At 66.6% G+C, this 25,759-nt stretch carries 12 protein-coding genes, 1 tRNA gene, 3 rRNA genes and 1 pseudogene; 16 read left to right on the plus strand and 1 reads right to left on the minus strand.

From position 1 onward, the window contains the following. Positions 1-471 precede the first annotated feature (471 nt). The 6 genes from OG978_RS30095 (at position 472) to OG978_RS30120 (ending at position 7,723) form a co-directional block, all read left to right on the plus strand. A 16S ribosomal RNA gene (locus OG978_RS30095) occupies positions 472-1,997 on the plus strand. 298 nt (positions 1,998-2,295) lie between these two features. Next, positions 2,296-5,421, plus strand: a 23S ribosomal RNA gene (locus OG978_RS30100). Between the two features lie 77 nt (positions 5,422-5,498). Further along, positions 5,499-5,615 (plus strand): 5S ribosomal RNA (gene rrf / locus OG978_RS30105). The 16S, 23S and 5S rRNA genes sit together here with 1 tRNA gene alongside, the layout of an rRNA operon. A gap of 227 nt (positions 5,616-5,842) precedes the next feature. After that, a tRNA-Thr gene (locus tag OG978_RS30110) sits at positions 5,843-5,915 on the plus strand. Positions 5,916-6,131: 216 nt separating this feature from the next. Next, positions 6,132-6,539 carry a YciI family protein gene (locus tag OG978_RS30115; protein WP_326768204.1) on the plus strand — a complete coding sequence of 136 codons (408 nt, stop codon included), beginning with the start codon at positions 6,132-6,134 and terminating at the stop codon, positions 6,537-6,539. An 8-nt stretch (positions 6,540-6,547) separates the two neighbouring features. Next, a complete protein-coding gene (locus OG978_RS30120; protein WP_326770211.1) occupies positions 6,548-7,723 on the plus strand; it encodes an RNA polymerase sigma factor in 1,176 nt (391 codons plus the stop codon). A gap of 102 nt (positions 7,724-7,825) precedes the next feature. Here the strand turns inward: OG978_RS30120 and OG978_RS30125 are convergent, their stop codons facing one another. Beyond that, positions 7,826-10,459 (minus strand): SpoIIE family protein phosphatase, encoded by a 2,634-nt coding sequence (locus OG978_RS30125; RefSeq protein WP_442817764.1) that lies wholly within the window; start codon positions 10,457-10,459, stop codon positions 7,826-7,828. Positions 10,460-10,872: 413 nt separating this feature from the next. Here OG978_RS30125 and OG978_RS30130 point away from each other — a divergent pair, with 413 nt between their 5' ends. The 10 genes and pseudogenes from OG978_RS30130 to OG978_RS48380 form a co-directional block, all read left to right on the plus strand. Then, positions 10,873-16,302: a HAMP domain-containing protein gene (locus OG978_RS30130; protein ID WP_326768206.1), complete on the plus strand. Its 5,430-nt coding sequence runs from the start codon at positions 10,873-10,875 to the stop codon at positions 16,300-16,302. A 244-nt stretch (positions 16,303-16,546) separates the two neighbouring features. Continuing rightward, a complete protein-coding gene (locus tag OG978_RS30135; protein WP_326768207.1) occupies positions 16,547-17,221 on the plus strand; it encodes a response regulator in 675 nt (224 codons plus the stop codon). A gap of 248 nt (positions 17,222-17,469) precedes the next feature. Next, complete coding sequence (locus OG978_RS30140; protein WP_326768208.1) at positions 17,470-20,238, plus strand: DNA translocase FtsK; 2,769 nt, start codon at positions 17,470-17,472, stop codon at positions 20,236-20,238. A gap of 213 nt (positions 20,239-20,451) precedes the next feature. Continuing rightward, positions 20,452-21,252: a helix-turn-helix domain-containing protein gene (locus OG978_RS30145; RefSeq protein ID WP_326768209.1), complete on the plus strand. Its 801-nt coding sequence runs from the start codon at positions 20,452-20,454 to the stop codon at positions 21,250-21,252. Positions 21,253-21,398: 146 nt separating this feature from the next. Continuing rightward, the gene (gene rimO, locus OG978_RS30150) at positions 21,399-22,874 is read left to right on the plus strand and encodes a 30S ribosomal protein S12 methylthiotransferase RimO (RefSeq protein WP_326768210.1); all 1,476 of its coding nucleotides are present in this window, start codon (positions 21,399-21,401) and stop codon (positions 22,872-22,874) included. Further along, complete coding sequence (gene pgsA, locus OG978_RS30155) at positions 22,871-23,584, plus strand: CDP-diacylglycerol--glycerol-3-phosphate 3-phosphatidyltransferase (protein WP_326768211.1); 714 nt, start codon at positions 22,871-22,873, stop codon at positions 23,582-23,584. Before rimO ends, pgsA begins: the two co-directional genes overlap by 4 nt. After that, positions 23,581-24,090 carry a CinA family protein gene (locus tag OG978_RS30160; RefSeq protein ID WP_326768212.1) on the plus strand — a complete coding sequence of 170 codons (510 nt, stop codon included), beginning with the start codon at positions 23,581-23,583 and terminating at the stop codon, positions 24,088-24,090. The genes pgsA and OG978_RS30160 overlap by 4 nt, the downstream gene beginning before the upstream one ends. A 109-nt stretch (positions 24,091-24,199) precedes the next feature. Next, positions 24,200-24,583, plus strand: a complete 384-nt coding sequence (locus tag OG978_RS30165; RefSeq protein ID WP_018105285.1) for a helix-turn-helix domain-containing protein — start codon at positions 24,200-24,202, stop codon at positions 24,581-24,583. Positions 24,584-24,877: 294 nt separating this feature from the next. Continuing rightward, entirely contained in the window at positions 24,878-25,069 is a 192-nt protein-coding gene (locus OG978_RS30170; protein ID WP_326768213.1) for a CsbD family protein, read from the plus strand. 377 nt (positions 25,070-25,446) lie between these two features. Then, positions 25,447-25,641, plus strand: a pseudogene (locus OG978_RS48380) (hypothetical protein); the annotation flags it as partial. Positions 25,642-25,759 lie beyond the last annotated feature (118 nt).

The raw sequence follows: 25,759 nt of genomic DNA on the forward strand, positions 1-25,759 counted from the left end.
TGATAAAGTCGGATCCGCCGAAAGGCAAGGCCAATCCAAAGGCCACCGGAATTCAAATTCGGACCGGAAACGGAACGAAAAAGAGTCTGGTAAGGTTGGAACCGCCGGAAAGGGAAACGCGAAAGCGAAGAACTGGAAAGCGAAGCAAAACCCCGTTTCGACCGGGAATCGGACACGAAAGAGTCTGATAGAGTCGGAAATGCAAGACCGAAGGGAAAAGCCCGGAGGAAAGCCCGAGAGGGTGAGTACAAAGGAAGCGTCCGTTCCTTGAGAACTCAACAGCGTGCCAAAAGTCAACGCCAGATATGTTGATACCCCGGCCTGCTTCGGCAGGTTGGAGGTTCCTTTGAAAGTCCTACGGGGTCACTGACCCGGTAGGCAATTTACACAGCGAGGACGCTGTGAACGACCGGTCTTATTCCGTCCGGTCGTTCCGCTCTCGTGTTGTGTTGTCCCGATCACGGGAAAACATTCACGGAGAGTTTGATCCTGGCTCAGGACGAACGCTGGCGGCGTGCTTAACACATGCAAGTCGAACGATGAAGCCCTTCGGGGTGGATTAGTGGCGAACGGGTGAGTAACACGTGGGCAATCTGCCCTTCACTCTGGGACAAGCCCTGGAAACGGGGTCTAATACCGGATAACACTCTGTCCCGCATGGGACGGGGTTGAAAGCTCCGGCGGTGAAGGATGAGCCCGCGGCCTATCAGCTTGTTGGTGGGGTGATGGCCTACCAAGGCGACGACGGGTAGCCGGCCTGAGAGGGCGACCGGCCACACTGGGACTGAGACACGGCCCAGACTCCTACGGGAGGCAGCAGTGGGGAATATTGCACAATGGGCGAAAGCCTGATGCAGCGACGCCGCGTGAGGGATGACGGCCTTCGGGTTGTAAACCTCTTTCAGCAGGGAAGAAGCGAGAGTGACGGTACCTGCAGAAGAAGCGCCGGCTAACTACGTGCCAGCAGCCGCGGTAATACGTAGGGCGCAAGCGTTGTCCGGAATTATTGGGCGTAAAGAGCTCGTAGGCGGCTTGTTGCGTCGGTTGTGAAAGCCCGGGGCTTAACCCCGGGTCTGCAGTCGATACGGGCAGGCTAGAGTGTGGTAGGGGAGATCGGAATTCCTGGTGTAGCGGTGAAATGCGCAGATATCAGGAGGAACACCGGTGGCGAAGGCGGATCTCTGGGCCATTACTGACGCTGAGGAGCGAAAGCGTGGGGAGCGAACAGGATTAGATACCCTGGTAGTCCACGCCGTAAACGTTGGGAACTAGGTGTTGGCGACATTCCACGTCGTCGGTGCCGCAGCTAACGCATTAAGTTCCCCGCCTGGGGAGTACGGCCGCAAGGCTAAAACTCAAAGGAATTGACGGGGGCCCGCACAAGCAGCGGAGCATGTGGCTTAATTCGACGCAACGCGAAGAACCTTACCAAGGCTTGACATACGCCGGAAAGCATCAGAGATGGTGCCCCCCTTGTGGTCGGTGTACAGGTGGTGCATGGCTGTCGTCAGCTCGTGTCGTGAGATGTTGGGTTAAGTCCCGCAACGAGCGCAACCCTTGTTCTGTGTTGCCAGCATGCCCTTCGGGGTGATGGGGACTCACAGGAGACTGCCGGGGTCAACTCGGAGGAAGGTGGGGACGACGTCAAGTCATCATGCCCCTTATGTCTTGGGCTGCACACGTGCTACAATGGCCGGTACAATGAGCTGCGATGCCGCGAGGCGGAGCGAATCTCAAAAAGCCGGTCTCAGTTCGGATTGGGGTCTGCAACTCGACCCCATGAAGTCGGAGTTGCTAGTAATCGCAGATCAGCATTGCTGCGGTGAATACGTTCCCGGGCCTTGTACACACCGCCCGTCACGTCACGAAAGTCGGTAACACCCGAAGCCGGTGGCCCAACCCCTTGTGGGAGGGAGCTGTCGAAGGTGGGACTGGCGATTGGGACGAAGTCGTAACAAGGTAGCCGTACCGGAAGGTGCGGCTGGATCACCTCCTTTCTAAGGAGCACTTCTCACCAGGCTTGCCTGGTCAGAGGCCACTACGTCGGCAAATGTCCGACGGTGGTTGCTCATGGGTGGAACGTTGACTATTCGGCACGGTTCTTCAGGGATCATTAGTACTGCTTCGGCGTGGAACATGAATTCTGGGGGATCGGGTCGGGCACGTTGTTGGGTATCTGAGGGTACGGCCGTATGGTCGCCTTCAGTTGCCGGCCCCAGTGAACCTGTTCTTCGGAGCGGGGTGATGGGTGGCTGGTCGTTGTTTGAGAACTGCACAGTGGACGCGAGCATCTGTGGCCAAGTTTTTAAGGGCGCACGGTGGATGCCTTGGCACCAGGAACCGATGAAGGACGTGGGAGGCCACGATAGGCCCCGGGGAGCTGTCAACCGAGCTTTGATCCGGGGGTGTCCGAATGGGGAAACCCGGCAGTCGTCATGGGCTGTCACCCGCTGCTGAACACATAGGCAGTGTGGAGGGAACGAGGGGAAGTGAAACATCTCAGTACCCTCAGGAAGAGAAAACAACCGTGATTCCGGGAGTAGTGGCGAGCGAAACTGGATGAGGCCAAACCGTATGCGTGTGATACCCGGCAGGGGTTGCGCATGCGGGGTTGTGGGATCTCTCTTTCACGGTCTGCCGGCCGTGAGACGAGTCAGAAACCGTTGATGTAGGCGAAGGACATGCGAAAGGTCCGGCGTAGAGGGTAAGACCCCCGTAGCTGAAACATTGACGGCTCGTTTGAGAGACACCCAAGTAGCACGGGGCCCGAGAAATCCCGTGTGAATCTGGCGGGACCACCCGCTAAGCCTAAATATTCCCTGGTGACCGATAGCGGATAGTACCGTGAGGGAATGGTGAAAAGTACCGCGGGAGCGGAGTGAAATAGTACCTGAAACCGTGTGCCTACAAGCCGTGGGAGCGTCGCTGTATGTGCTTGCACATGCAGTCGTGACTGCGTGCCTTTTGAAGAATGAGCCTGCGAGTTTGCGGTGTGTTGCGAGGTTAACCCGTGTGGGGAAGCCGTAGCGAAAGCGAGTCCGAACAGGGCGTTTCAGTAGCACGCTCAAGACCCGAAGCGGAGTGATCTAGCCATGGGCAGGTTGAAGCGGAGGTAAGACTTCGTGGAGGACCGAACCCACCAGGGTTGAAAACCTGGGGGATGACCTGTGGTTAGGGGTGAAAGGCCAATCAAACTCCGTGATAGCTGGTTCTCCCCGAAATGCATTTAGGTGCAGCGTCGTGTGTTTCTTGCCGGAGGTAGAGCACTGGATAGGCGATGGGCCCTACCGGGTTACTGACCTTAGCCAAACTCCGAATGCCGGTAAGTGAGAGCACGGCAGTGAGACTGTGGGGGATAAGCTCCATGGTCGAGAGGGAAACAGCCCAGAGCATCGACTAAGGCCCCTAAGCGTACGCTAAGTGGGAAAGGATGTGGAGTCGCAGAGACAACCAGGAGGTTGGCTTAGAAGCAGCCACCCTTGAAAGAGTGCGTAATAGCTCACTGGTCAAGTGATTCCGCGCCGACAATGTAGCGGGGCTCAAGCGTACCGCCGAAGTCGTGTCATTCGTACATGTATCCCCAACGGGAGTACGGATGGGTAGGGGAGCGTCGTGTGCCGGGTGAAGCAGCCGCGGAAGCGAGTTGTGGACGGTTCACGAGTGAGAATGCAGGCATGAGTAGCGATACACACGTGAGAAACGTGTGCGCCGATTGACTAAGGGTTCCTGGGTCAAGCTGATCTGCCCAGGGTAAGTCGGGACCTAAGGCGAGGCCGACAGGCGTAGTCGATGGACAACCGGTTGATATTCCGGTACCCGCTTTGAAACGCCCAATACTGAGCCCATTAATGCTAAGTCCGTGAAGCCGGCCCGATCTCTTCGGAGTTGAGGGTAGTGGTGGAGCCGATGAACCAAGGTGGTAGTAGGTAAGCGATGGGGTGACGCAGGAAGGTAGTCCAGCCCGGGCGGTGGTTGTCCCGGGGTAAGGGTGTAGGACGCACGGTAGGTAAATCCGTCGTGCACATAGTCTGAGACCTGATGCCGAGCCGATTGTGGTGAAGTGGATGATCCTATGCTGTCGAGAAAAGCCTCTAGCGAGTTTCATGGCGGCCCGTACCCTAAACCGACTCAGGTGGTCAGGTAGAGAATACCGAGGCGTTCGGGTGAACTATGGTTAAGGAACTCGGCAAAATGCCCCCGTAACTTCGGGAGAAGGGGGGCCATCACTGGTGAGGAGACTTGCTCTCCGAGCTGGGGGTGGCCGCAGAGACCAGCGAGAAGCGACTGTTTACTAAAAACACAGGTCCGTGCGAAGCCGTAAGGCGATGTATACGGACTGACGCCTGCCCGGTGCTGGAACGTTAAGGGGACCGGTTAGCTGACTTTCGGGTCGGCGAAGCTGAGAACTTAAGCGCCAGTAAACGGCGGTGGTAACTATAACCATCCTAAGGTAGCGAAATTCCTTGTCGGGTAAGTTCCGACCTGCACGAATGGCGTAACGACTTCTCGACTGTCTCAACCATAGGCCCGGTGAAATTGCACTACGAGTAAAGATGCTCGTTTCGCGCAGCAGGACGGAAAGACCCCGGGACCTTTACTACAGTTTGATATTGGTGTTCGGTTCGGCTTGTGTAGGATAGGTGGGAGACTTTGAAGCGGCCACGCCAGTGGTTGTGGAGTCGTCGTTGAAATACCACTCTGGTCGTGCTGGATGTCTAACCTGGGTCCGTGATCCGGATCAGGGACAGTGTCTGATGGGTAGTTTAACTGGGGCGGTTGCCTCCTAAAGAGTAACGGAGGCGCCCAAAGGTTCCCTCAGCCTGGTTGGCAATCAGGTGTTGAGTGTAAGTGCACAAGGGAGCTTGACTGTGAGACCGACGGGTCGAGCAGGGACGAAAGTCGGGACTAGTGATCCGGCAGTGGCTTGTGGAAGCGCTGTCGCTCAACGGATAAAAGGTACCCCGGGGATAACAGGCTGATCTTCCCCAAGAGTCCATATCGACGGGATGGTTTGGCACCTCGATGTCGGCTCGTCGCATCCTGGGGCTGGAGTCGGTCCCAAGGGTTGGGCTGTTCGCCCATTAAAGCGGTACGCGAGCTGGGTTTAGAACGTCGTGAGACAGTTCGGTCCCTATCCGCTGCGCGCGTAGGAATATTGAGAAGGGCTGTCCCTAGTACGAGAGGACCGGGACGGACGAACCTCTGGTGTGCCAGTTGTTCTGCCAAGGGCATGGCTGGTTGGCTACGTTCGGAAAGGATAACCGCTGAAAGCATCTAAGCGGGAAGCCTGCTTCGAGATGAGTATTCCCACCCCCTTTGAGGGGTTAAGGCTCCCAGTAGACGACTGGGTTGATAGGCCAGATGTGGAAGCCCGGTAACGGGTGGAGCTGACTGGTACTAATAGGCCGAGGGCTTGTCCTCAGTTGCTCGCGTCCACTGTGTTAGTTCTGAAATAACGAACGGCCGTGTTTTTCCGGTGTTGGTTAATTTCATAGTGTTTCGGTGGTCATTGCGTTAGGGAAACGCCCGGTTACATTCCGAACCCGGAAGCTAAGCCTTTCAGCGCCGATGGTACTGCAGGGGGGACCCTGTGGGAGAGTAGGACGCCGCCGAACAATCATTGTGGAAAGCCCCGTGCCCTTGTGGCACGGGGCTTTTCTGCGTTCACGGCCGACCCGATGGGGTCGCGCGGTCGGGTCCGGCCTTGTCCGGGTAGGTACCGCATCGTGTCGGTAGGCACGGTACCGGGTCCTGTGAGAGCCCGTCAGAGTCTTCCCTGGTCAATGGTTTTGAGCATCCCTGAGTTCGGGGTATGCTTTACCTCGTTGCCACAGCGCAGCAGGCCCCAATAGCTCAGTCGGTAGAGCGTCTCCATGGTAAGGAGAAGGTCTGCGGTTCGATTCCGCATTGGGGCTCAGAAGAAAAAGAAAGGCCCTCGCCAGTCGGCGAGGGCCTTTCTCGTTGGCGCGGGGACTATCCGGCCCTTCGTAGATCAGCCTGGGCCGGGCTCGGTCGGCTCTGATGCACGAGGGCCAAAAAAGTTCCGACGGCGATGTCGAGAACCCGTGGCTGGCTTCGTCCCCGTAGAGAGCGCGACCAGAATGGGTCGCACCAGCACCGAGGAGAACACGATGGCCAAGTACCTTCTGCTCAAGCACTACCGCGGTGCCCCGGCTGCGGTCAACGACGTGCCTATGGACCAGTGGACGCCGGAGGAGATCTCGGCGCACGTGCAGTACATGAACGACTTCGCGGCCCGGCTGGAGAAGACGGGCGAGTTCGTCGACAGTCAGGCGCTCGCCCCCGAGGGGACGTTCGTCCGGTACGACGGCGAGGGCCGCCCGCCGGTCACCGACGGTCCGTTCGCCGAGACCAAGGACGTCATCGCCGGCTGGATGGTGATCGACGTCGACAGCTACGAGCGAGCCGTCGAGCTGGCCGGGGAGCTGTCGGCCGCACCTGGGGCGGGTGGGGAGCCGATCCACGAATGGCTTGAGCTGCGCCCGTTCCTGGCCACGCAGCCCACCATCACGGAGTGACCTCCGAGATGAAAGAGGCCCTGCTCCGGAGCCTCACGCCGAGCGTGCTCGGGATCCTCGTCCGCCGCGGAGCCGACTTCGCGGCGGCCGAGGACGCCGTGCAGGACGCGCTGGTCGAGGCGGTCCGCGTCTGGTCGGCCGATCCTTCCCCAAGCTCTTCGAGCAGGGGAGACCACATCCGGGACCCGAAGGGCTGGCTGGTCACCGTGGCCTGGCGTCGGTTCATCGACGCGACCCGGGCGGACACCGCCCGCCGCCGGCGTGAGGACCTCGTCGACGAGGAGCCGGCGCCCGGACTCGGCCCCGCGGTCGATGACACGCTCCAGCTCTACTTCCTGTGCGCCCACCCGTCGTTGACGCCGTCGTCCGCGGTCGCGCTCACCCTGCGCGCCGTCGGTGGGCTGACCACCCGTCAGATCGCCCAGGCCTACCTGGTGCCCGAGGCGACCATGGCGCAGCGCATCAGCCGGGCCAAGCGCACCGTGTCCGGCGTGCGGTTCGACCAGCCCGGCGACGTCGCCACCGTGCTGCGCGTCCTCTACCTGGTCTTCAACGAGGGCTACTCCGGCGACATCGACCTCGCCGACGAGGCCATCCGGCTCACCCGGCAGCTCGCGGCCGCGATCGACCACCCCGAGGTGGCGGGGCTGCTCGCCCTCATGCTGCTCCACCACGCCCGGCGTGCGGCAAGGACCGCGCCCGACGGCAGCCTGGTGCCGCTCGCCGGGCAGGACCGTGGCCGATGGGACACCGAGTCGATCGCCGAGGGCGTCGGGATCCTGCAGGCGGCCCTCGCCCGCGACCGGCTGGGCGAGTTCCAGGCCCAGGCCGCCATCGCGGCACTTCACGCGGATGCGCCCACCGCCGAGGAGACCGACTGGGTGCAGATCGTCGAGTGGTACGACGAGCTCGCGCGCCTGACCGACAGCCCGGTCGTCCGGCTCAACCGCGCGGTGGCCGTCGGCGAGGCCGACGGACCGCGCGCCGGCCTGGCGGCGCTCGCGGCGCTGGACGACTCCCTGCCCCGCTACGCCGCGGTGGCGGCGTACCTCCACGAGCGCGACGGCGACCTGACGACGGCGGCACGGCTGTACGCCGAAGCGGCCCGGAAGGCACCCAACCTCGCCGAGCGCGACCACCTGACGCGCCAGGCGGCCCGGCTCAACACCCGCCGCTGTAGCTGACGGGTCGCGCTCGGACTCTCCCGCTGCACTTGGCGCGGCCCCGTGGCCAGAGTGGAGGCGGGCGGGACCAGAGCGTTCCCGCCCGCGTCTGCCGCGTCCGTACTACGCGGCGGGTGGTTCAGGCACGCGCATGGCGAGGATGGCCATGTCGTCCGAGGCCGGCTCGGCGGCAAAGCGTTCCACCGCCCGCAGGATGCGGGCTGCCACCGCGCCCGCGGTGAGGCCGGTGCAGGTCGCCAGGACGTCCGCCAGACCGTCGTCGCCGAGCATGCGGGTGCCCTCCCGGCGTTCGGTGACGCCGTCGGTGACACACAGCAGGACATCGCCCGGGGCGAGGGTGACCGTCTGCTCGTACAGCTCCAGGTCCTCGATGACGCCCAGCAGGGGCTGAGGCTCGGCAGCTGCTTCGACCGAACCGTCCTGCCGCAGGCGCAGCGGCAGCGGGTGCCCCGCGCAGACCACCTTCAGAAGGGCGCTGCCGTCCTCCTGGGGCCACAGCTCGCCGTACAGGAGGGTCAGGAAGCGGCTGCGGGCGCCCTCGTCCAGGATGGCGGCGTTGAGGCGCTCCAGGACGGCCGGGCCGCCGAAGCCCTCGCGGGCGAGCAGACGCAGGGCGTGGCGGGCGAGGCCCGTGACGGCCGCGGCCTCCGGGCCCGTACCGCATACGTCGCCGATGGCGAAGCCGTAGGCGCCGTCGCGGATCGGGAAGACGTCGTAGAAGTCGCCGCCGACCTCGTTGCCCTCACCGGCCGCGCGGTAGATGACCTCGATCTCGACATTGGGGACCTCGGGCAGTCCCGGCGGCAGCAGGCTGCGCTGCAGGGACTGGCTGATCGCCATGCGCTCCGAGTAGAGACGCGCGTTGTCGAGGGCCAGGGCGGCGCGGCGGGAGAGGTCCTCGGCCAGTTCCAGGATCTCCTGGCGGAAATGGTCGTCGGAGGGCTTTCCGAGCGTGAGCATGCCGATGACGCGGTTGCGGGCCACGAGTGGGAGGACCACGGTCTCCCCGCCCACGGCGGCTGCGGTGGCGAGCGTCGTACGGATGCCGGAGCCGAGCCTGCCCGGTTCGACGAGCCTGCCGGTCTCACCGAGACCGAGCGTGCGCATCGAACTGCGCAGGGCCGCCTGGTGGGCGGCCTCGGACGGGGCGGCCCAGACACGGGCGCCGGGGGTCGGTACGGGGTCCGGCGGTGCGATCTTGGAGAGCAGGGCCTTGAGGCCGTCGATGCGCTCCTCGTCCTCGTGCAGGACGTACGAGAGGTACGGCTCGGAGGACTGGTCGGCGATCGTGTACACGGCGCACCAGGTGGCCAGGGTGGGGACCGTCATCTGGGCCATCAGCGCCAGGGTCTGGTCCCGGTCGAGGGTGCCGGCGAGCAGGTCGGACGCTTCGACGAGGAACGAGAGGGACCCGCGGCGGAGGCGTTCCAGCTCGCCCAGGCGGGCCGATTCGACGGCCAGCGCGATCCGGTCCGCGGCGAACTGAAGGCGCAGCGCCTCCTCGTTCGAATAGCGGCCGGCCGCTTCGGCGGCGACACCCAGGGAGCCCGTGAGCCGCCCTTCGACCTTCAGCGGGACCGTGACGACGGAACGCATCCCGGTGCCGCCGAGCAGCGGGACGGCGCCCGGAACGTTGTCGAGGTCCTCGTGGACGGCTGGCATCCGGGCGGATCCGTACCGTCCGGTTCCGGCTTCCACCGGGACGCGGGCGAAACGCTGACGGGCGGAGGGGAGACCGGTGGTGGCCCGTACCTCCAGTTCCGTTTCGTCGTCCGTCGCCAGCAGCAGGAAGGCCGCATCCGCGTCGAGCATGTCGCGGGCCCGCTCGACCGTGCGCTGGAGCAGCCCGTCGAGGTCGTCGGGGGCGGGGGAGCCGATGAAGATTTCGAACGGGTCCGTCTTGCCGCTCTCGGCGTTCGCGTCGGACACCGGAGTGCGGGCCGGCGACTGGAGCACCGCGCGCTCGTAGTCGCGGACGAGCAGACAGACGGTCGAGGGCTCGCCGTGGGTGTCGCGGACCCTCAGGTGCGAGGCGTAGACGGGCATGATCCGGCCGTCGGCGCCCCGGATTCCGTAACTGCCCTCCCATCGCGAGAGTTGGAGCGCGTCGACGATGCCCGTGTTCGTGCCGGGAGTCTGGGGCCAGGCGGTGAAGTCGGTGAGCTGTTTCCCGGTGACCTGATCCGCGGTGTGGCCGAAGAGGAACGAGGCGTCCTCGTTCCAGGCCGCGATGGCGCCGGCGCTGTCGGTCTGGACGACCGCCACCCGGACGCGCTCGTCGGCGACGGGGAGCAGCCCCACGGGGAGCAGCGGGCCCGCCGAGCGGATGCCCACCGGGCGTTCGGGGAGATCGAGCTGGAACCAGACATGTTTGTGGGTGGGCGAATACTCGACGCCCCACCGGGTGGCGAGCGCCGCGCAGAGCAGCAGTCCGCGGCCGTTCTCGCGGTCCGGGCTGCCGAAGTCCGGGCCCGTGCTCTGGAGCGGGATCTCGCGTTCCGGATAGTGGTCGGAGACCTCGATCCGGACGCCGTCCTCCGTGCGCAGGCACAGCACGTCCGCGGCGGTGCCCGCGTGAACCACGGCATTGGTCACCAGCTCGCTGGTGAGGACGACCGCGTCGTCGACGACGTCCGTGTAGCCCCACCCCTGGAGGGTGTCGCGGACGAAGGCGCGGGCGGTCGCGACGGAGCGCCCGACCGGGTCGAAGGTGGCGGCCGCGCGCGCGGTGATCACAGCACTCCCCATATGGTGTCTCGTCGCTTTCCCGAGTCCTGTGCCCGTTTCTCGCCGCTTCGATTCGCCTGCCAGGCTAGACGCTCGGTCTCGGTGCCGGGTACACGAGGGGCGACTTCGGGCAGGAGCGACCAGGAACGGACCTGTGACCGGACAAGTGTGGGCTTCTCAGCAGAGGGATGCGGGCCAACCTCCGGAGGTTGCACCCCGGCTGCGTCGGGCCTGGTACGTTTCAACGATTTGACGTCCCCATGGTCACCCGTCGACGGTGGGCTGTGGCGGTGAGCCAAAGAAGAACTGGGCAAGCTCCCAGACAAGGCCCGAGCGATACGGTCAACCCCTGCGGGAGGGACACGGTGGAGTCTGGCGTGGCGGCGCGGGGCAAAGGCACGCGTACAAAAGGCGGACAGTCCGTGAAGAAACAGCGCAATGGAACCATCGATGTCGATGCGGCAGCGCTCAACAGACTGTTGGCGGGTCTCGTGGCGATGCGCGACGGGAATTTCCGCAGGCGTCTGACCGTCTCGGGCGACGGCGTGATGGCGGAGATCGCGGCAGTCTTCAACGAGGTCGCCGACCGGAATCTGCATCTCACCGGTGAGCTGGCCCGGGTACGGCGGGTGGTCGGACGCGAGGGGAAGCTCACCGAGCGGCTGGAGACGGGCGCCTGCGAGGGCTCCTGGGCCGCCGCGATCGACGCTTCCAACGAGCTGGTCGACGATCTGGCCCGCCCGGTCTCGGAGGTCGGGCGGGTGCTGTCGGCGGTGGCCGACGGTGATCTCGAACAGCGGATGGAACTGCGGTCGCACACGTCCGACGAGACGGTACGGCCGCTGCGCGGCGAGTTCCTGAAGGTCGCCCGTACGGTCAACAGCCTCGTCGACCAGCTGTCGGCGTTCACCGAGCAGGTGACGCGGGTCGCGGTCGAGGTGGGCACCGAGGGCAAACTGGGCGGACAGGCTCAGGTGCGCGGAATGTCCGGGTCCTGGAAGGACCTCACGGACTCCGTGAACACCATGGCGTACCGGCTGACCGCGCAGGTGCGCGACATCGCCCTGGTGACGACGGCGGTCGCCAAGGGTGACCTGTCGCGGAAGGTCACCGTCCATGTGGCCGGCGAGATGCTCCAGCTGAAGAACACCGTCAACACGATGGTGGACCAGCTGTCGTCGTTCTCCTCCGAGGTGACGCGGGTCGCCCGTGAGGTGGGCACGGAGGGCGAGCTCGGCGGGCAGGCGACCGTGCCGGGTGTGGCAGGGGTGTGGAAGGACCTCACCGACTCCGTCAACACGATGGCCGGGAACCTCACCTCCCAGGTGCGCGGGATCGCCGAGGTGACCACGGCCGTCGCCAACGGCGACCTGTCCCAGAAGGTCACGGTGAGCGCCCGCGGCGAGGTCGCGCAGCTGGCCGAGACCATCAACCAGATGACCGACACGCTGCGGCTCTTCGCGGACGAAGTGACCCGGGTGGCCAGCGAGGTCGGTGGCGAGGGGCTGCTCGGCGGGCAGGCGAAGGTGCCAGGTGCGGCGGGGACCTGGAAGGACCTCACCGACTCGGTGAACACGGTCTTCCGGAACCTGACGACCCAGGTGCGGGACATCGCGCAGGTGACCACGGCGGTCGCCAACGGTGACATGACGCAGAAGGTCACCGTGGATGTGGCCGGCGAGATGCTGGAGCTGAAGAACACCGTCAACACGATGGTGGACCAGCTCCAGGCCTTCGGTTCGGAAGTGACCCGGGTGGCCCGGGAGGTCGGCGTCGAGGGCCGGCTCGGCGGTCAGGCCGAGGTGCCTGGTGCGGCGGGGACCTGGAAGGACCTCACCGACTCGGTGAACGCCGCGTTCCGCAACCTCACGGGGCAGGTGCGCGACATCGCGCAGGTGACGACGGCGGTGGCCAATGGCGACCTGTCGCAGAAGGTCACCGTGGATGTCGCGGGCGAGATGCTGGAGTTGAAGAACACCGTCAACACGATGGTGGCGCAGCTCTCGAACTTCGCCGACCAGGTGACGCGGATGGCGCGGGACGTGGGCACGGAGGGCCGCCTCGGTGGCCAGGCCCGGGTGGACGGCGTCTCCGGTACCTGGAAGGAGCTCACCGACTCCGTCAACTTCATGGCCGGGAACCTGACTTCGCAGGTCCGGCAGATCGCCCAGGTGACCACGGCGGTGGCGCGCGGTGACCTGTCGCAGAAGATCGACGTGGACGCGCGCGGGGAGATCCTTGAGCTGAAGAACACCATCAACACGATGGTCGACCAGCTCTCCGCCTTCGCCGAGCAGGTGACCCGGGTGGCCCGCGAGGTCGGCACCGACGGGCGGCTCGGCGGGCAGGCGCAGGTGCCCGGAGTGGCCGGTGTGTGGCGTGATCTGACCGACTCGGTGAACGGCATGGCGGGCAACCTCACCGCTCAGGTCCGTAACATCGCGCAGGTCGCCACGGCGGTGGCGCGCGGTGACCTGTCGCAGAAGATCGACGTGGACGCCCGGGGCGAGATCCTTGAGCTGAAGAACACCATCAACACGATGGTCGACCAGCTCTCGAACTTCGCCGAGCAGGTGACCAGGGTCGCCCGTGAGGTGGGTACGGAGGGCATTCTCGGCGGCCAGGCCGAGGTGCAGGGGGTGTCCGGTACGTGGAAGGACCTCACCCAGTCCGTCAACGGCATGGCGAACAACCTGACCCTGCAGGTCCGTAACATCGCCGAGGTCACCACCGCGGTCGCGAACGGCGATCTCTCCAAGAAGATCACCGTCGACGCCAAGGGCGAGATCCTCGAACTGGTCACCACCGTCAACACGATGGTCGACCAGCTGCTCAACTTCGCCGACGAGGTGACGCGGGTCGCCCGTGAGGTGGGTACGGAGGGCATCCTCGGCGGCCAGGCCCGGGTGCCGGGTGCGACCGGCATCTGGAAGGACCTCAGCGACAACGTCAACCTGATGGCCAACAACCTGACCAGTCAGGTGCGGAACATCTCCCGGGTCTCGTCGGCGGTCGCCAACGGCGATCTGCGCAAGAAGGTGACCGTCGAGGCGCGCGGCGAGGTCGCCGAGCTCGCAGACACCGTCAACACGATGGTGACGACGCTGTCCTCGTTCGCCGACGAGGTGACGCGAGTCGCCCGCGAGGTGGGCACGGAGGGCGAACTGGGCGGCCAGGCGCGGGTGCCGGGGGTCTCCGGTACGTGGAAGGACCTCACCGAGTCGGTGAACTCGATGGCGTCCAACCTGACCGGTCAGGTGCGGCAGATCGCCGCGGTCACCACGGCGATCGCCAAGGGCGACCTCACCAAGAAGATCGACATCGACGCGCGCGGCGAGATCCAGCAGTTGAAGAACACCATCAACACGATGGTCGACCAGCTGTCCTCGTTCGCCGAGCAGGTGACCCGGGTGGCCCGCGAGGTGGGCACCGAGGGGCAGCTGGGCGGTCAGGCCCGGGTCCGGGACGTCGACGGCACCTGGCGCGACCTCACCGAGTCGGTGAACGAGATGGCCGGAAATCTCACCCGCCAGGTGCGGGCCATCGCGGCCGTCGCCACGGCGGTGACCCGAGGCGATCTCAACCTGAAGATCGATGTGGACGCGGCCGGCGAGATCCAGGCCCTGCAGGACAACATCAACACCATGATCGCCAACCTGCGCGACACCACGGCGACCAACAAGGAACAGGACTGGCTCAAGGGCAACCTCGCCCGGATCTCCGGTCTGATGCAGGGCCGCCGCGATCTGGACGACGTGGCCTCGCTGATCATGAGCGAGCTGACCCCGGTCGTCTCCGCCCAGCACGGTGCGTTCTTCCTGGCCATGCCGACCGGGGACACCGGCGCGGTGGGCTCGGACAGCGACAGGGACAGCTCGTACGAACTCTGCATGAGGGGCAGCTACGGATATTCGGCGGGCTCGATGCCGACGTCCTTCCGGCCGGGCGAGACCCTCATCGGCACGGCCGCGGAGGAGAAGCGGACCATTCAGGTGGACAACGTTCCGCCGGGATATCTGAAGATCTCCTCCGGGCTCGGCGAGGCGCCGCCCGCGCATGTGATCGTGCTGCCGGTGCTTTTCGAGGGGAAGGTCCTCGGCGTGATCGAGCTGGCGTCGTTCCAGCCGTTCACCCACATCCAGCGGGACTTCCTCAACCAGCTCGCCGAAATGATCGCGACCAGCGTCAACACCATCAGCGTCAATACGAAGACCGAGAAACTCCTCGAACAGTCGCAGGAGCTGGCCGAGCAATTGCGGGACCGTTCCAAGGAGTTGGAGAACCGGCAGAAGGCGCTCCAGGCCTCCAACGCGGAACTGGAGGAGAAGGCCGAACTGCTGGCTCAGCAGAACCGCGACATCGAGGTCAAGAACACCGAGATCGAGGAGGCCCGGCAGGTCCTGGAGGAGCGCGCCGAGCAGCTCGCGGTTTCGATGCGCTACAAGTCCGAGTTCCTGGCGAACATGTCGCACGAGTTGCGTACGCCGCTCAACTCGCTGCTCATTCTGGCCAAGTTGCTCGCGGACAATGCCGAGGGCAATCTCTCGCCGAAACAGGTGGAGTTCGCCGAGACGATCCACGGGGCCGGTTCCGATCTGCTCCAGCTGATCAATGACATTCTCGATCTGACGAAGGTCGAGGCGGGCAAGATGGACGTCAGTCCGACCCGGATCGCGCTGGTCCAGCTGGTGGACTACGTGGAGGCGACATTCCGCCCGCTCACCGCGGAGAAGGGACTCGATTTCTCCGTACGGGTCTCGCCGGAACTGCCCGCGACACTCCACACGGACGAACAGCGGCTGCTGCAGGTGCTGCGCAATCTCCTCTCCAACGCGGTGAAGTTCACCGACAGCGGGGCGGTCGAGCTGGTGATCCGGCACGCCAACGAGGATGTGCCGAACGCCATCCGGGAGCAGCTCCTGGAGGCCGGCTCACTGCGTGACGCGGACGCCGACCTGATCGCGTTCTCGGTCACCGACACCGGTATCGGGATCGCCTCCAGCAAGATGCTGGTGATCTTCGAGGCGTTCAAGCAGGCGGACGGTACGACCAGCCGCAAGTACGGCGGTACGGGACTCGGACTGTCCATCAGCCGGGAGATCGCCCGGCTGCTGGGCGGCGAGATCCACGCGGCCAGCGAGCCGGGCCGCGGCTCGACGTTCACGCTGTATCTGCCGCTGCACCCGAGCGAGTTGCCGCCGCAGGGATACCCGCAGATCGGCCCCGGTCCCATCGAGGCGCATGGCGCCGCGGTCGAGGAAGGGCTGCTGTCGGAGGCCGGTTCGGGTGCCGACCCGGCGGCCACGGCGCCGGATCCGGCCGGTGCGGCCGGTCTGATGCGGCGGCGCCGCAAGAGCCTGGGGAGTGCGGAGCGGCGGCCCGCGCTGCCGCCCCGCAGCGCCGCGCCGGCGGCTCCGCAGGAGCCGTGGACGCTCGCCGGGCAGGAGGGACCCGAGGTCCGCAGGACGTTCCGGTTCCGTGGCGAGAAGGTGCTCATCGTCGACGACGACATCCGTAACGTCTTCGCGCTCACCAGCGTGCTGGAGCAGCACGGTCTTTCGGTGCTGTACGCGGAGAACGGGCGGGTGGGCATCGAAGTCCTGGAACAGCACGACGATGTGACGGTCGTACTGATGGATATCATGATGCCGGAGATGGACGGCTATGCCACGACGGCGGCGATCCGCCGGATGCCGCAGTTCGCCGGGCTGCCGATCGTCGCGTTGACCGCGAAGGCGATGAAGGGTGACCGGGAGAAGGCCATCGAATCCGGCGCTTCCGACTATGTCACCAAGCCTGTCGATCCTGATCATCTCCTTTCCGTAATGGAGCAGTGGATGCGCGGAGAGTGATCATTGATCAAGAGAATCTTGGTGAGTTACTGATCGACTGTGCTCGAAGGGGTGTGAGAAGGCGGTATACGGGGAACCTTCTGGTCCCCCACCGCGTTTCTGCTGTGTGCACAGTGACATCGCGGTGACAGGGTGTGGCGACGGGCGGGGTGCGGCTACCATGACCGGCACAAGGACGGACGGCGTAAGGGAGTCGTCCCCTGGGGCGGCGCCCGGTGCAATTCCGGGGCGAGGAGGACGGGCCATGGTGCAGAAGGCCAAGATCCTCCTGGTCGATGACCGGCCGGAGAATCTGCTGGCGCTGGAGGCCATCCTCTCTGCGCTCGATCAGACACTGGTACGGGCATCGTCAGGGGAGGAAGCGCTCAAAGCGCTGCTCACGGACGACTTCGCGGTCATTCTGCTGGACGTCCAGATGCCGGGCATGGACGGTTTCGAAACCGCCGCGCACATCAAGCGGCGGGAGCGGACCCGGGACATCCCGATCATCTTTCTCACCGCGATCAATCACGGTCCGCATCACACCTTCCGGGGCTATGCGGCGGGCGCGGTGGACTACATCTCGAAGCCGTTCGACCCGTGGGTGCTGCGGGCCAAGGTCTCGGTCTTCGTCGAGCTGTACATGAAGAACTGCAAGCTGCGCGAGCAGGCGGCGCTGCTGCGGCTCCAGCTCGAGGGCGATACGGGCGGCGCGGACCACGAGAAGGAGCCCGCCGGGCTGCTCGCCGAGCTCTCGGCGCGGCTCGCAGCCGTCGAGGAGCAGGCCGAGGCGCTCTCCAAGCAGCTCGACGACGAGTCGGCGGACGCCGCGGCGGTGGCCACCGCCGCCCATCTGGAGCGCAAGCTGACCGGGCTGCGCCGGGCGCTCGACGCCCTGGAGCCCGGCACCGGAAGCGGCGCCGCCCCCCTTCCCTCGTAACGCCGCAGCCGTACCGCCGCGACTCCGTATCGGGGGAAGGGCCGGGTTCGCGGCGCGACTCCGGCCGGGGACGGGCGGTTGTCCGGGCCGTCGGCTCAACTGCCCTTCCCGCTCCGCTGTTCGACGGTGCGGCAACGGGGCATCCGATGGTGAGGCCGCGTCAGTTTGCGGCCCTTGTGCAGCGACACGGACGGGTGAAGCGGCACGCGCTCGTGTTAACAGCCATAGACACCGGTAACCTCGGCACCATGGCCTCACGTACGTCCGGCAAGGGTTCCCAGGGCACGGCGGGCACCGCGAAGCGCGTCGGCCGTACCGCGGGGCCGGCCAAGAAAGTCGCGCCCGCGAAGAAGACCGCCGCCAAGAAGACCGCGCCCGCGAAGAAGGCCCCCGCCAAGAAGGCGGCGGCGAAGAAGGTGGCCCCGCCCAAACCCGCCCCGTCGCCCACCGGTGGTGTGTACCGCCTGGCGCGCGCCGTCTGGCTCGGTGCGGCCCACGCCGTCGGAGCGGCGTTCCGCGGCATAGGGCGTGGCGCCAAGGGGCTCGACCCCGCACACCGCAAGGACGGCGTCGCGCTGCTGCTGCTCGGTCTCGCGCTGGTCGTCGCCGCGGGCACCTGGTCGAATCTGCGCGGGCCCGTCGGCGACCTCGTGGAGATGCTCGTCACCGGGGCCTTCGGCCGGCTCGATCTGCTCGTACCGATACTGCTCGGCGCCATCGCCGTACGGCTGATCTGCTACCCGGAGAAGCCCGAGGCCAACGGCCGCATCGTCATCGGGCTCTCCGCCCTCGTCATCGGGGTGCTCGGGCAGGTCCACATCGCGTGCGGATCGCCCGGCCGGGAGGACGGCACCACGGCGATGCAGAACGCGGGCGGGCTCATCGGCTGGGCGGCCTCCAAGCCGCTGATCTACACGATGGGCGAGGTTCTCGCCGTACCGCTGCTGTTGCTGCTCACCGTCTTCGGACTGCTGGTCGTCACCGCCACCCCGGTCAACGCCATCCCGCAACGGCTCCGGCTGCTCGGCACCAAGCTGGGCCTCCTCCACCCGGTGTACGACCCGGAGGCGGACGAGGAGAACGACGACGAGCGCTACGACGAGCAGTGGCGCGAGCAACTTCCCGCCCGCTCCCGTCGCTCCCCGGCCCGCCGCTCCGAAGCGCCCGCCGAGTACGACCCCGACCAGGCCGAGGTCGATGCGCTGTCCAAGCGCCGCCGGCCGCGCAGGCCCTCCGTGCAGCCCGCGATGAACCGCACCATGGACGCGGTGGATGTGGCGGCCGCCGCGGCCGCGGCCCTCGACGGGGCGGTGCTCAACGGCATGCCGCCCTCGCCGATCGTCGCCGACCTCACCCAGGGCGTCTCCGTCGAGCGCGAACGTCCGGGCACGCCGGTCCCCGGTGCCAGGGAGGGCGAACCCTCCTCCGGAGGAGGGAAGCAGCCGGCGCCCACGGGCGGCGTACCCGATCTGACGAAGCCAGTGCCCGACTCGCAGTCCCAACCGCTGCCGGCCCGCGCCGAACAGCTCCAGCTCTCCGGCGACATCACCTACTCGCTGCCCTCGCTCGACCTGCTGGAACGCGGCGGCCCCGGCAAGACCCGCAGCGCCGCCAACGACGCGATCGTCGCGTCCCTGACCAACGTCTTCACCGAATTCAAGGTCGATGCCGCGGTCACCGGCTTCACCCGCGGACCGACGGTCACGCGGTACGAGGTGGAGCTCGGCCCCGCGGTGAAGGTCGAGCGGATCACCGCGCTCGCCAAGAACATCGCCTACGCCGTCGCCAGCCCCGACGTCCGGATCATCTCCCCGATCCCGGGCAAGTCCGCGGTCGGCATCGAGATCCCCAACACCGACCGGGAAATGGTCAACCTCGGCGACGTGCTCCGTCTCGCGGACGCCGCCGAGGACGACCACCCGATGCTGGTCGCGCTCGGCAAGGACGTCGAGGGCGGCTATGTGATGGCCAACCTGGCGAAGATGCCGCACGTGCTGGTGGCCGGCGCGACCGGTTCCGGCAAGTCGTCGTGCATCAACTGCCTGATCACCTCGGTCATGGTGCGGGCGACCCCGGACGACGTCCGGATGGTGCTGGTCGACCCCAAGCGCGTCGAGCTGACCGCGTACGAGGGCATTCCGCACCTGATCACGCCGATCATCACCAACCCGAAGCGCGCCGCCGAAGCACTCCAGTGGGTCGTACGGGAGATGGACCTGCGGTACGACGACCTCGCCGCGTTCGGGTACCGGCACATCGACGACTTCAACCAGGCCGTCCGCAACGGCAAGGTCAAGCCGCCGGAGGGCAGTGAGCGCGAGCTCTCGCCCTACCCGTATCTGCTGGTGATCGTCGACGAGCTCGCCGACCTGATGATGGTCGCTCCGCGTGACGTGGAGGATGCCATCGTCCGGATCACCCAGCTGGCCCGCGCCGCCGGTATCCACCTGGTGCTCGCGACCCAGCGGCCCTCGGTGGATGTCGTCACCGGTCTGATCAAGGCGAACGTGCCCTCCCGGCTCGCCTTCGCGACCTCGTCGCTGGCCGACAGCCGGGTCATCCTCGACCAGCCCGGCGCCGAGAAGCTCATCGGCAAGGGCGACGGTCTGTTCCTGCCGATGGGGGCGAACAAGCCCACCCGTATGCAGGGCGCCTTCGTCACCGAGGACGAGGTCGCGGCCGTCGTCCAGCACTGCAAGGATCAGATGGCGCCGGTCTTCCGCGAGGACGTGGTGGTCGGCAGCGCCAAGAAGAAGGAGATCGACGAGGACATCGGCGACGACCTGGATCTGCTCTGCCAGGCCGCCGAACTGGTCGTCTCCACCCAGTTCGGATCCACCTCGATGCTCCAGCGCAAGCTGCGGGTCGGCTTCGCCAAGGCCGGCCGGCTGATGGACCTGATGGAGTCGAGGAACATCGTCGGGCCCAGCGAGGGATCCAAGGCGCGCGACGTCATGGTGAAACCCGACGAGCTGGACGGGGTGTTGGCACTGATCCGCGGGGAATCCGCTCCGTAGGAGAAGTAGGTGAAGTACGGGCAACCGTTTCGTCGGGTCGTACGTCAACTTGGAGGGAGGGGCGGCAGAATTGTCCTTCCCGGGACGGTCCGGCGAATCGGACGGTGTTCGAGTCCGATGGCGGACAAAGTCCTTCCTCCCGGTTGCCCCACCCTTTCGTACCCCCCCTAGACTGAACACCCAGCAGGTGGCTCACGCTCGAAAGGCACCCCCGTGTCCATCGGCAACTCCCCCGAAGACGACCGGCCTTCGATCGGTCGAGTGCTCCAGCAGGCTCGCATCGCCGCAGGTCTCACGGTCGAAGAGATCAGTTCGTCCACCCGGGTGCGCATCCCCATCGTGCACGCGATCGAAGCGGACGACTTCTCCCGTTGTGGCGGCGACGTGTACGCGCGCGGCCATATCCGTACGTTGGCGCGTGCTGTCAAGCTCGATCCGGAACCGCTGGTTTCGCAGTACGACGCAGAACACGGCGGCCGTCCCGCACCCACCCCCGCGGCGCCGCTGTTCGAAGCCGAGAGAATCCGTTCCGAACCCCGCCGGCCCAACTGGACGGCGGCCATGGTCGCGGCGATCGTCGCCGTCGTCGGTTTCGTCGGCTTCACCTTCTTCAAGGGCGGCGACGACGGCCCCGCGGCCACCCAGGTCGCGGAGGGCCCCGCGCCGCACAAGAAGAGCTCCGCACCGAAGACCGACAAGCCCGTCGACCCCAAGCCGGCGCCCTCCGACAGTGCCATTGCCGCGGCACCCAGGGACAAGGTGACGGTCAGGCTCGACGCCAACCAGGGCAAGAGCTGGATCTCCGCCAAGGACCACAATGGGCGGCTGCTCTTCGACGGCCTGCTGCTGCAGGGCCAGTCCAAGACCTTCCAGGACCAGGAGCGGGTCGACCTCGTCCTCGGCGACGCCGGCTCGATCGAGCTCTTCGTGAACGGCAAGAAGGTCGAGGACCAGTTCCAGCCCGGCCAGGTCGAGCGCCTCTCGTACACGAAGGGCGACCCGGCGGTCGGCTGACCTGTACACGCGCCGTTCCTCAGGCGGCATCGACGACACGGCGAGCGCCCGGCAATCCTGCCGGGCGCTCGCCGCATTTGTTACTCGGTGTAACGGTGGAACCCTGCGCGGCAGGGCGAGTGCCGGGACAAAGTAGTCTTGAGCCCATGCCCGAACGCCGTACCGTCGCCCTTGTCACTCTTGGCTGCGCCCGTAACGAGGTGGACTCGGAGGAGCTCGCAGGCCGCTTGGCAGCGGACGGCTGGGAGCTCGTCCAGGACGCCTCCGACGCGGATGTCGCCGTCGTCAACACCTGTGGATTCGTCGAGGCCGCCAAGAAGGACTCCGTCGACGCCCTGCTCGAAGCCAATGATCTGAAGGACCACGGCAGAACCCAGGCCGTGGTCGCGGTCGGCTGCATGGCCGAGCGCTACGGCAAGGACCTCGCCGAGGCCCTGCCCGAGGCGGACGGCGTCCTCGGCTTCGACGACTACGCCGACATCTCCGACCGCCTCCAGACCATCCTCAACGGCGGCATCCACGCCTCGCACACCCCGCGCGACCGCCGCAAGCTGCTGCCGATCAGCCCGGCCGAGCGGCAGGACGCGGCCGTGGCCCTGCCCGGGCACGCACAGGAGGCCGCACCGGCCCCCGCCCCGGAGGACCTCCCCGACGGCGTCGCCCCGGTCTCCGGGCCGCGGGCGCCCCTGCGCCGGCGGCTGGGCACCAGCCCTGTCGCCTCGGTGAAGCTCGCCTCCGGCTGCGACCGCCGCTGCTCCTTCTGCGCCATTCCGTCCTTCCGCGGCTCCTTCATCTCGCGGCGCCCCTCGGACGTGCTGCAGGAGACCCGCTGGCTGGCCGAGCAGGGCGTCAAGGAGGTCATGCTGGTCTCCGAGAACAACACCTCGTACGGCAAGGACCTCGGCGACATCCGGCTGCTGGAGACGCTGCTGCCGGAGCTCGCCGACGTCGAGGGCATCGAGCGGATCCGGGTCAGCTATCTCCAGCCGGCCGAAATGCGGCCCGGCCTCATCGACGTGCTGACCGCGACGCCGAAGGTCGCGCCGTACTTCGACCTGTCCTTCCAGCACTCGGCCCCCGGTGTGCTGCGGGCGATGCGCCGCTTCGGTGACACCGACCGGTTCCTGGAACTGCTGGACACCATCCGGACCAAGGCGCCGCAGGCCGGTGCCCGCTCCAACTTCATTGTGGGCTTCCCCGGCGAGACCGAGGCCGACCTGGCGGAGCTGGAACGCTTCCTCACCGGTGCCCGGCTCGACGCCATCGGCGTCTTCGGCTACTCCGACGAGGAGGGCACCGAGGCGGTCGGTTACGAGAACAAGCTGGACGCCGATGTCATCGCCGAGCGGCTCGCGCACATCTCGCAGCTGGCCGAGGAGCTGACCTCGCAGCGTGCCGAGGAGCGCCTGGGCGAGTCGCTCCAGGTGCTGGTCGAGTCCGTGGACGACGAGGACGGCGCGGTGGGGCGTGCGGCGCACCAGGCACCCGAAACGGACGGCCAGGTGCTCTTCACCACACGCGACGGCCTCGTGCCCGGCCTTATGGTCGAGGCAAAGGTTGTGGGCACCGAAGGAGTGGACCTGGTGGCCGAGTGTTCCGAACTCGTGGAGGCGGCCAGATGACGGGAGCCCCGGCATCCGCGGCAGGCGGCTCCGGCGCGAAGCCGGTCCGCGGCGGCAAGCTGGGCACTGCGGCCGTCAATCAGGCCAGCCTGTGGAACATCGCCAATCTGCTCACCATGCTGCGGCTGGTGCTGGTGCCCGGCTTCGTGCTGCTGCTGCTGCACAACGGCGGGTACGACCCGGTCTGGCGGTCGTTCGCCTGGGCGGCCTTCGCCATCGCCATGATCACCGACCTGTTCGACGGTCATCTGGCGCGCACCTACAACCTGGTCACCGACTTCGGGAAGATCGCCGACCCGATCGCGGACAAGGCGATCATGGGTGCGGCGCTGATCTGTCTCTCGTATCTCGGCGATCTGCCCTGGTGGGTCACGGGCGTGATCCTCTTCCGCGAACTCGGCATCACGCTGATGCGCTTCTGGGTGATACGGCATGCGGTGATTCCGGCCAGTCGCGGCGGGAAGATGAAGACCCTGGCACAGGGGACGGCCGTCGGGATGTACGTCCTGGCGCTGACCGGTCCACTTGCCACCCTGCGCTTCTGGGTGATGGCGGTGGCCGTCGTACTGACGGTCGTCACCGGGCTCGACTATGTGCGCCAGGCCGTCGTACTGCGCCGCAAGGGGCTCGCGGCGGAGCGGGCCGCCGCGGCGGACGCAGCGGGCGCGGTGGCCACGGGAAGCCGTGATTCGGCGGAGGCCGAGCGGTGACTGCCGCGGCCAGGGTGCTGGAGCTGCTCGTGGAGCGTGGGCAGACCCTTGCCGTCGCCGAGTCGCTGACCGGCGGTTTGGTCGCGGCGGAGCTGACCTCCGTGCCGGGTGCCTCGCAGTCCTTCCGGGGCTCCGTGACGGCGTACGCAACGCCCCTGAAGCGGGACGTCCTGGGTGTGGACGGCGTCCTGCTGGCGGAGCGCGGTGCGGTCGACCCGGAGGTGGCGCGGCAGATGGCAGCAGGTGTGCGCCGTGTTCTCGGGGCGGACTGGGGCCTGGCCACCACCGGGGTCGCGGGCCCCGAGCCGCAGGACGGCAAGGCTGTGGGAACGGTCTATGTCGCGGTGGCCGGGCCGGACGGCGTGGAGAATATGGCCGAGCTGAGGTTGAACGGCGGACGGGCGGACATCCGTGAAGAGAGCGTACGGAGCGTGCTCGAGTTGCTCTCCGCCGAACTCGGCAAGAATGCAAGGGCACAGGATACGGAACAGAACGGGGGGAATTGATGTTTGCAGCCCTGAGTGAACACGACATCGCTCCCCGCACGGCCGCGGCGCAAGGCGGTACGGTAGGGCGTGAAGGATGCGGCTACGCGGTCCGAGGAGGGAGCCACCGATGATTCTGCTCCGTCGCCTGCTTGGTGACGTGCTGCGTCGGCAGCGCCAGCGCCAAGGCCGTACTCTGCGCGAAGTCTCCTCGTCCGCCCGAGTCTCGCTCGGCTATCTCTCCGAGGTGGAGCGGGGGCAGAAGGAGGCATCCTCCGAGCTGCTCTCCGCCATTTGCGACGCGCTTGACGTACGGATGTCCGAGCTCATGCGTGAAGTGAGCGATGAGCTGTCGCTGGCCGAACTGGCCGAGTCGGCAGCAGCCAGCGATCCGGTGCCTGTGCCGGTGCGGCCAATGCTCAATTCCGTCTCCGTGACGTCGGTGGCAGGCGTGCCGACGGGACGGGTGACCATCAAGGCGCCCGCGGAAGCGGTGGATGTCGTCGCCGCCTGACCCGCGTGGTCCGGTGTGAATCGGAGCCCCGGTCGTCCCCCTGAGGGGGCGGCCGGGGTTTCTGCATGCCCGGGGTCGCGGACGGGATCGGGCGAATCCTCGAATGACCGATTTGTTTCGTTTGTGTCATCGTGGGTGATGTCGAACGGAAGAGCTGCCGGATCGGATCGTATGTCTGCGGTTGAGCGGCCCTCCGTGATCGCCGTCGTGTCCCAAGGCTGGGCCCCGAGGGCACGGACGCGGTCGAGGCCCTGAACGAGGCAGAGAGACATCCCCCTACCCGAAGGAGTCGCAATGGTTGACGAAGGCGCCAAGGACAAGATCAAGGGCAAGGCGAAGGAAGCCATGGGCAAGATGACCGGCGACCGGCGCAAGGAGGCCGAAGGCAAGACGGACCAGGCCAAGGGCCGGGCCAAGGACGCCATGAGCGATGCCGAGAAGCGCGCGGAAGGCATGAAGGACTCTCTGCGCCGCGACGAGCGCTGACCGCGTTCACCGGGCCCCCACTCGAAACGGTGGGGGCTCGGTGGTGTCGTGGTGCCGCTGGTTCTGGATGCGGCCCGGGCGCTGCCGGGCGAGACTGCGGAGGGCGGAACGCCGGCCCGTGGCGCAGCGTCATCGCGCCCTCCTGCTTCGCGCTGGGGAGTGTGTTCCGGTCCTGCACCGGAGTCCCCGGCGGTAGCGGGGTCCGATCCGGCGCGGCAGGCCCTGGAGTTCCGGGCAGGAGCGTGCGGCAGCAGGCCCTGGAGATCCGGACAAGAGCGTGCAACCGTCTGCGGTTGCGCGCAGCGCGCCGGTGGTGCGCCGATGCGCTCTCCCGCCGGGTGAGTGCGCCGCACTAGGTTCGGCCGGAGGAGGCAGCCATGGTACGGCGATGGGTGCCGGCGCTCGTTCTCGGCGGGGTGTGGTGGTGGGCCGTGCTGCGGCTCGTGCTGGAACCGGCCCATGCGGGGCTTGTCGAGGGTGCGGTGGCGGCGGGCGGATGGGGACTGAGTCTGCTGCCCGTGCATGTGGCCGCGACTGCCGGGTCGGCGGGTGCGGGCGGCGCGAACAAGGGCGGTGGGGGCGCCGCGGACAGGGGCGGTGGGGGCGCGGAAGCGGGTGCGGCTCGGTGGCCGACTGCCGGGGCGCGGTCGGCGGGCCGCTGGTTCGTTGTCGGGACGCGGTGCGCGGAGC

The sequence above is a fragment of the Streptomyces sp. NBC_01591 genome, assembly GCF_035918155.1.
Taxonomy (GTDB): Bacteria; Actinomycetota; Actinomycetes; order Streptomycetales; family Streptomycetaceae; genus Streptomyces.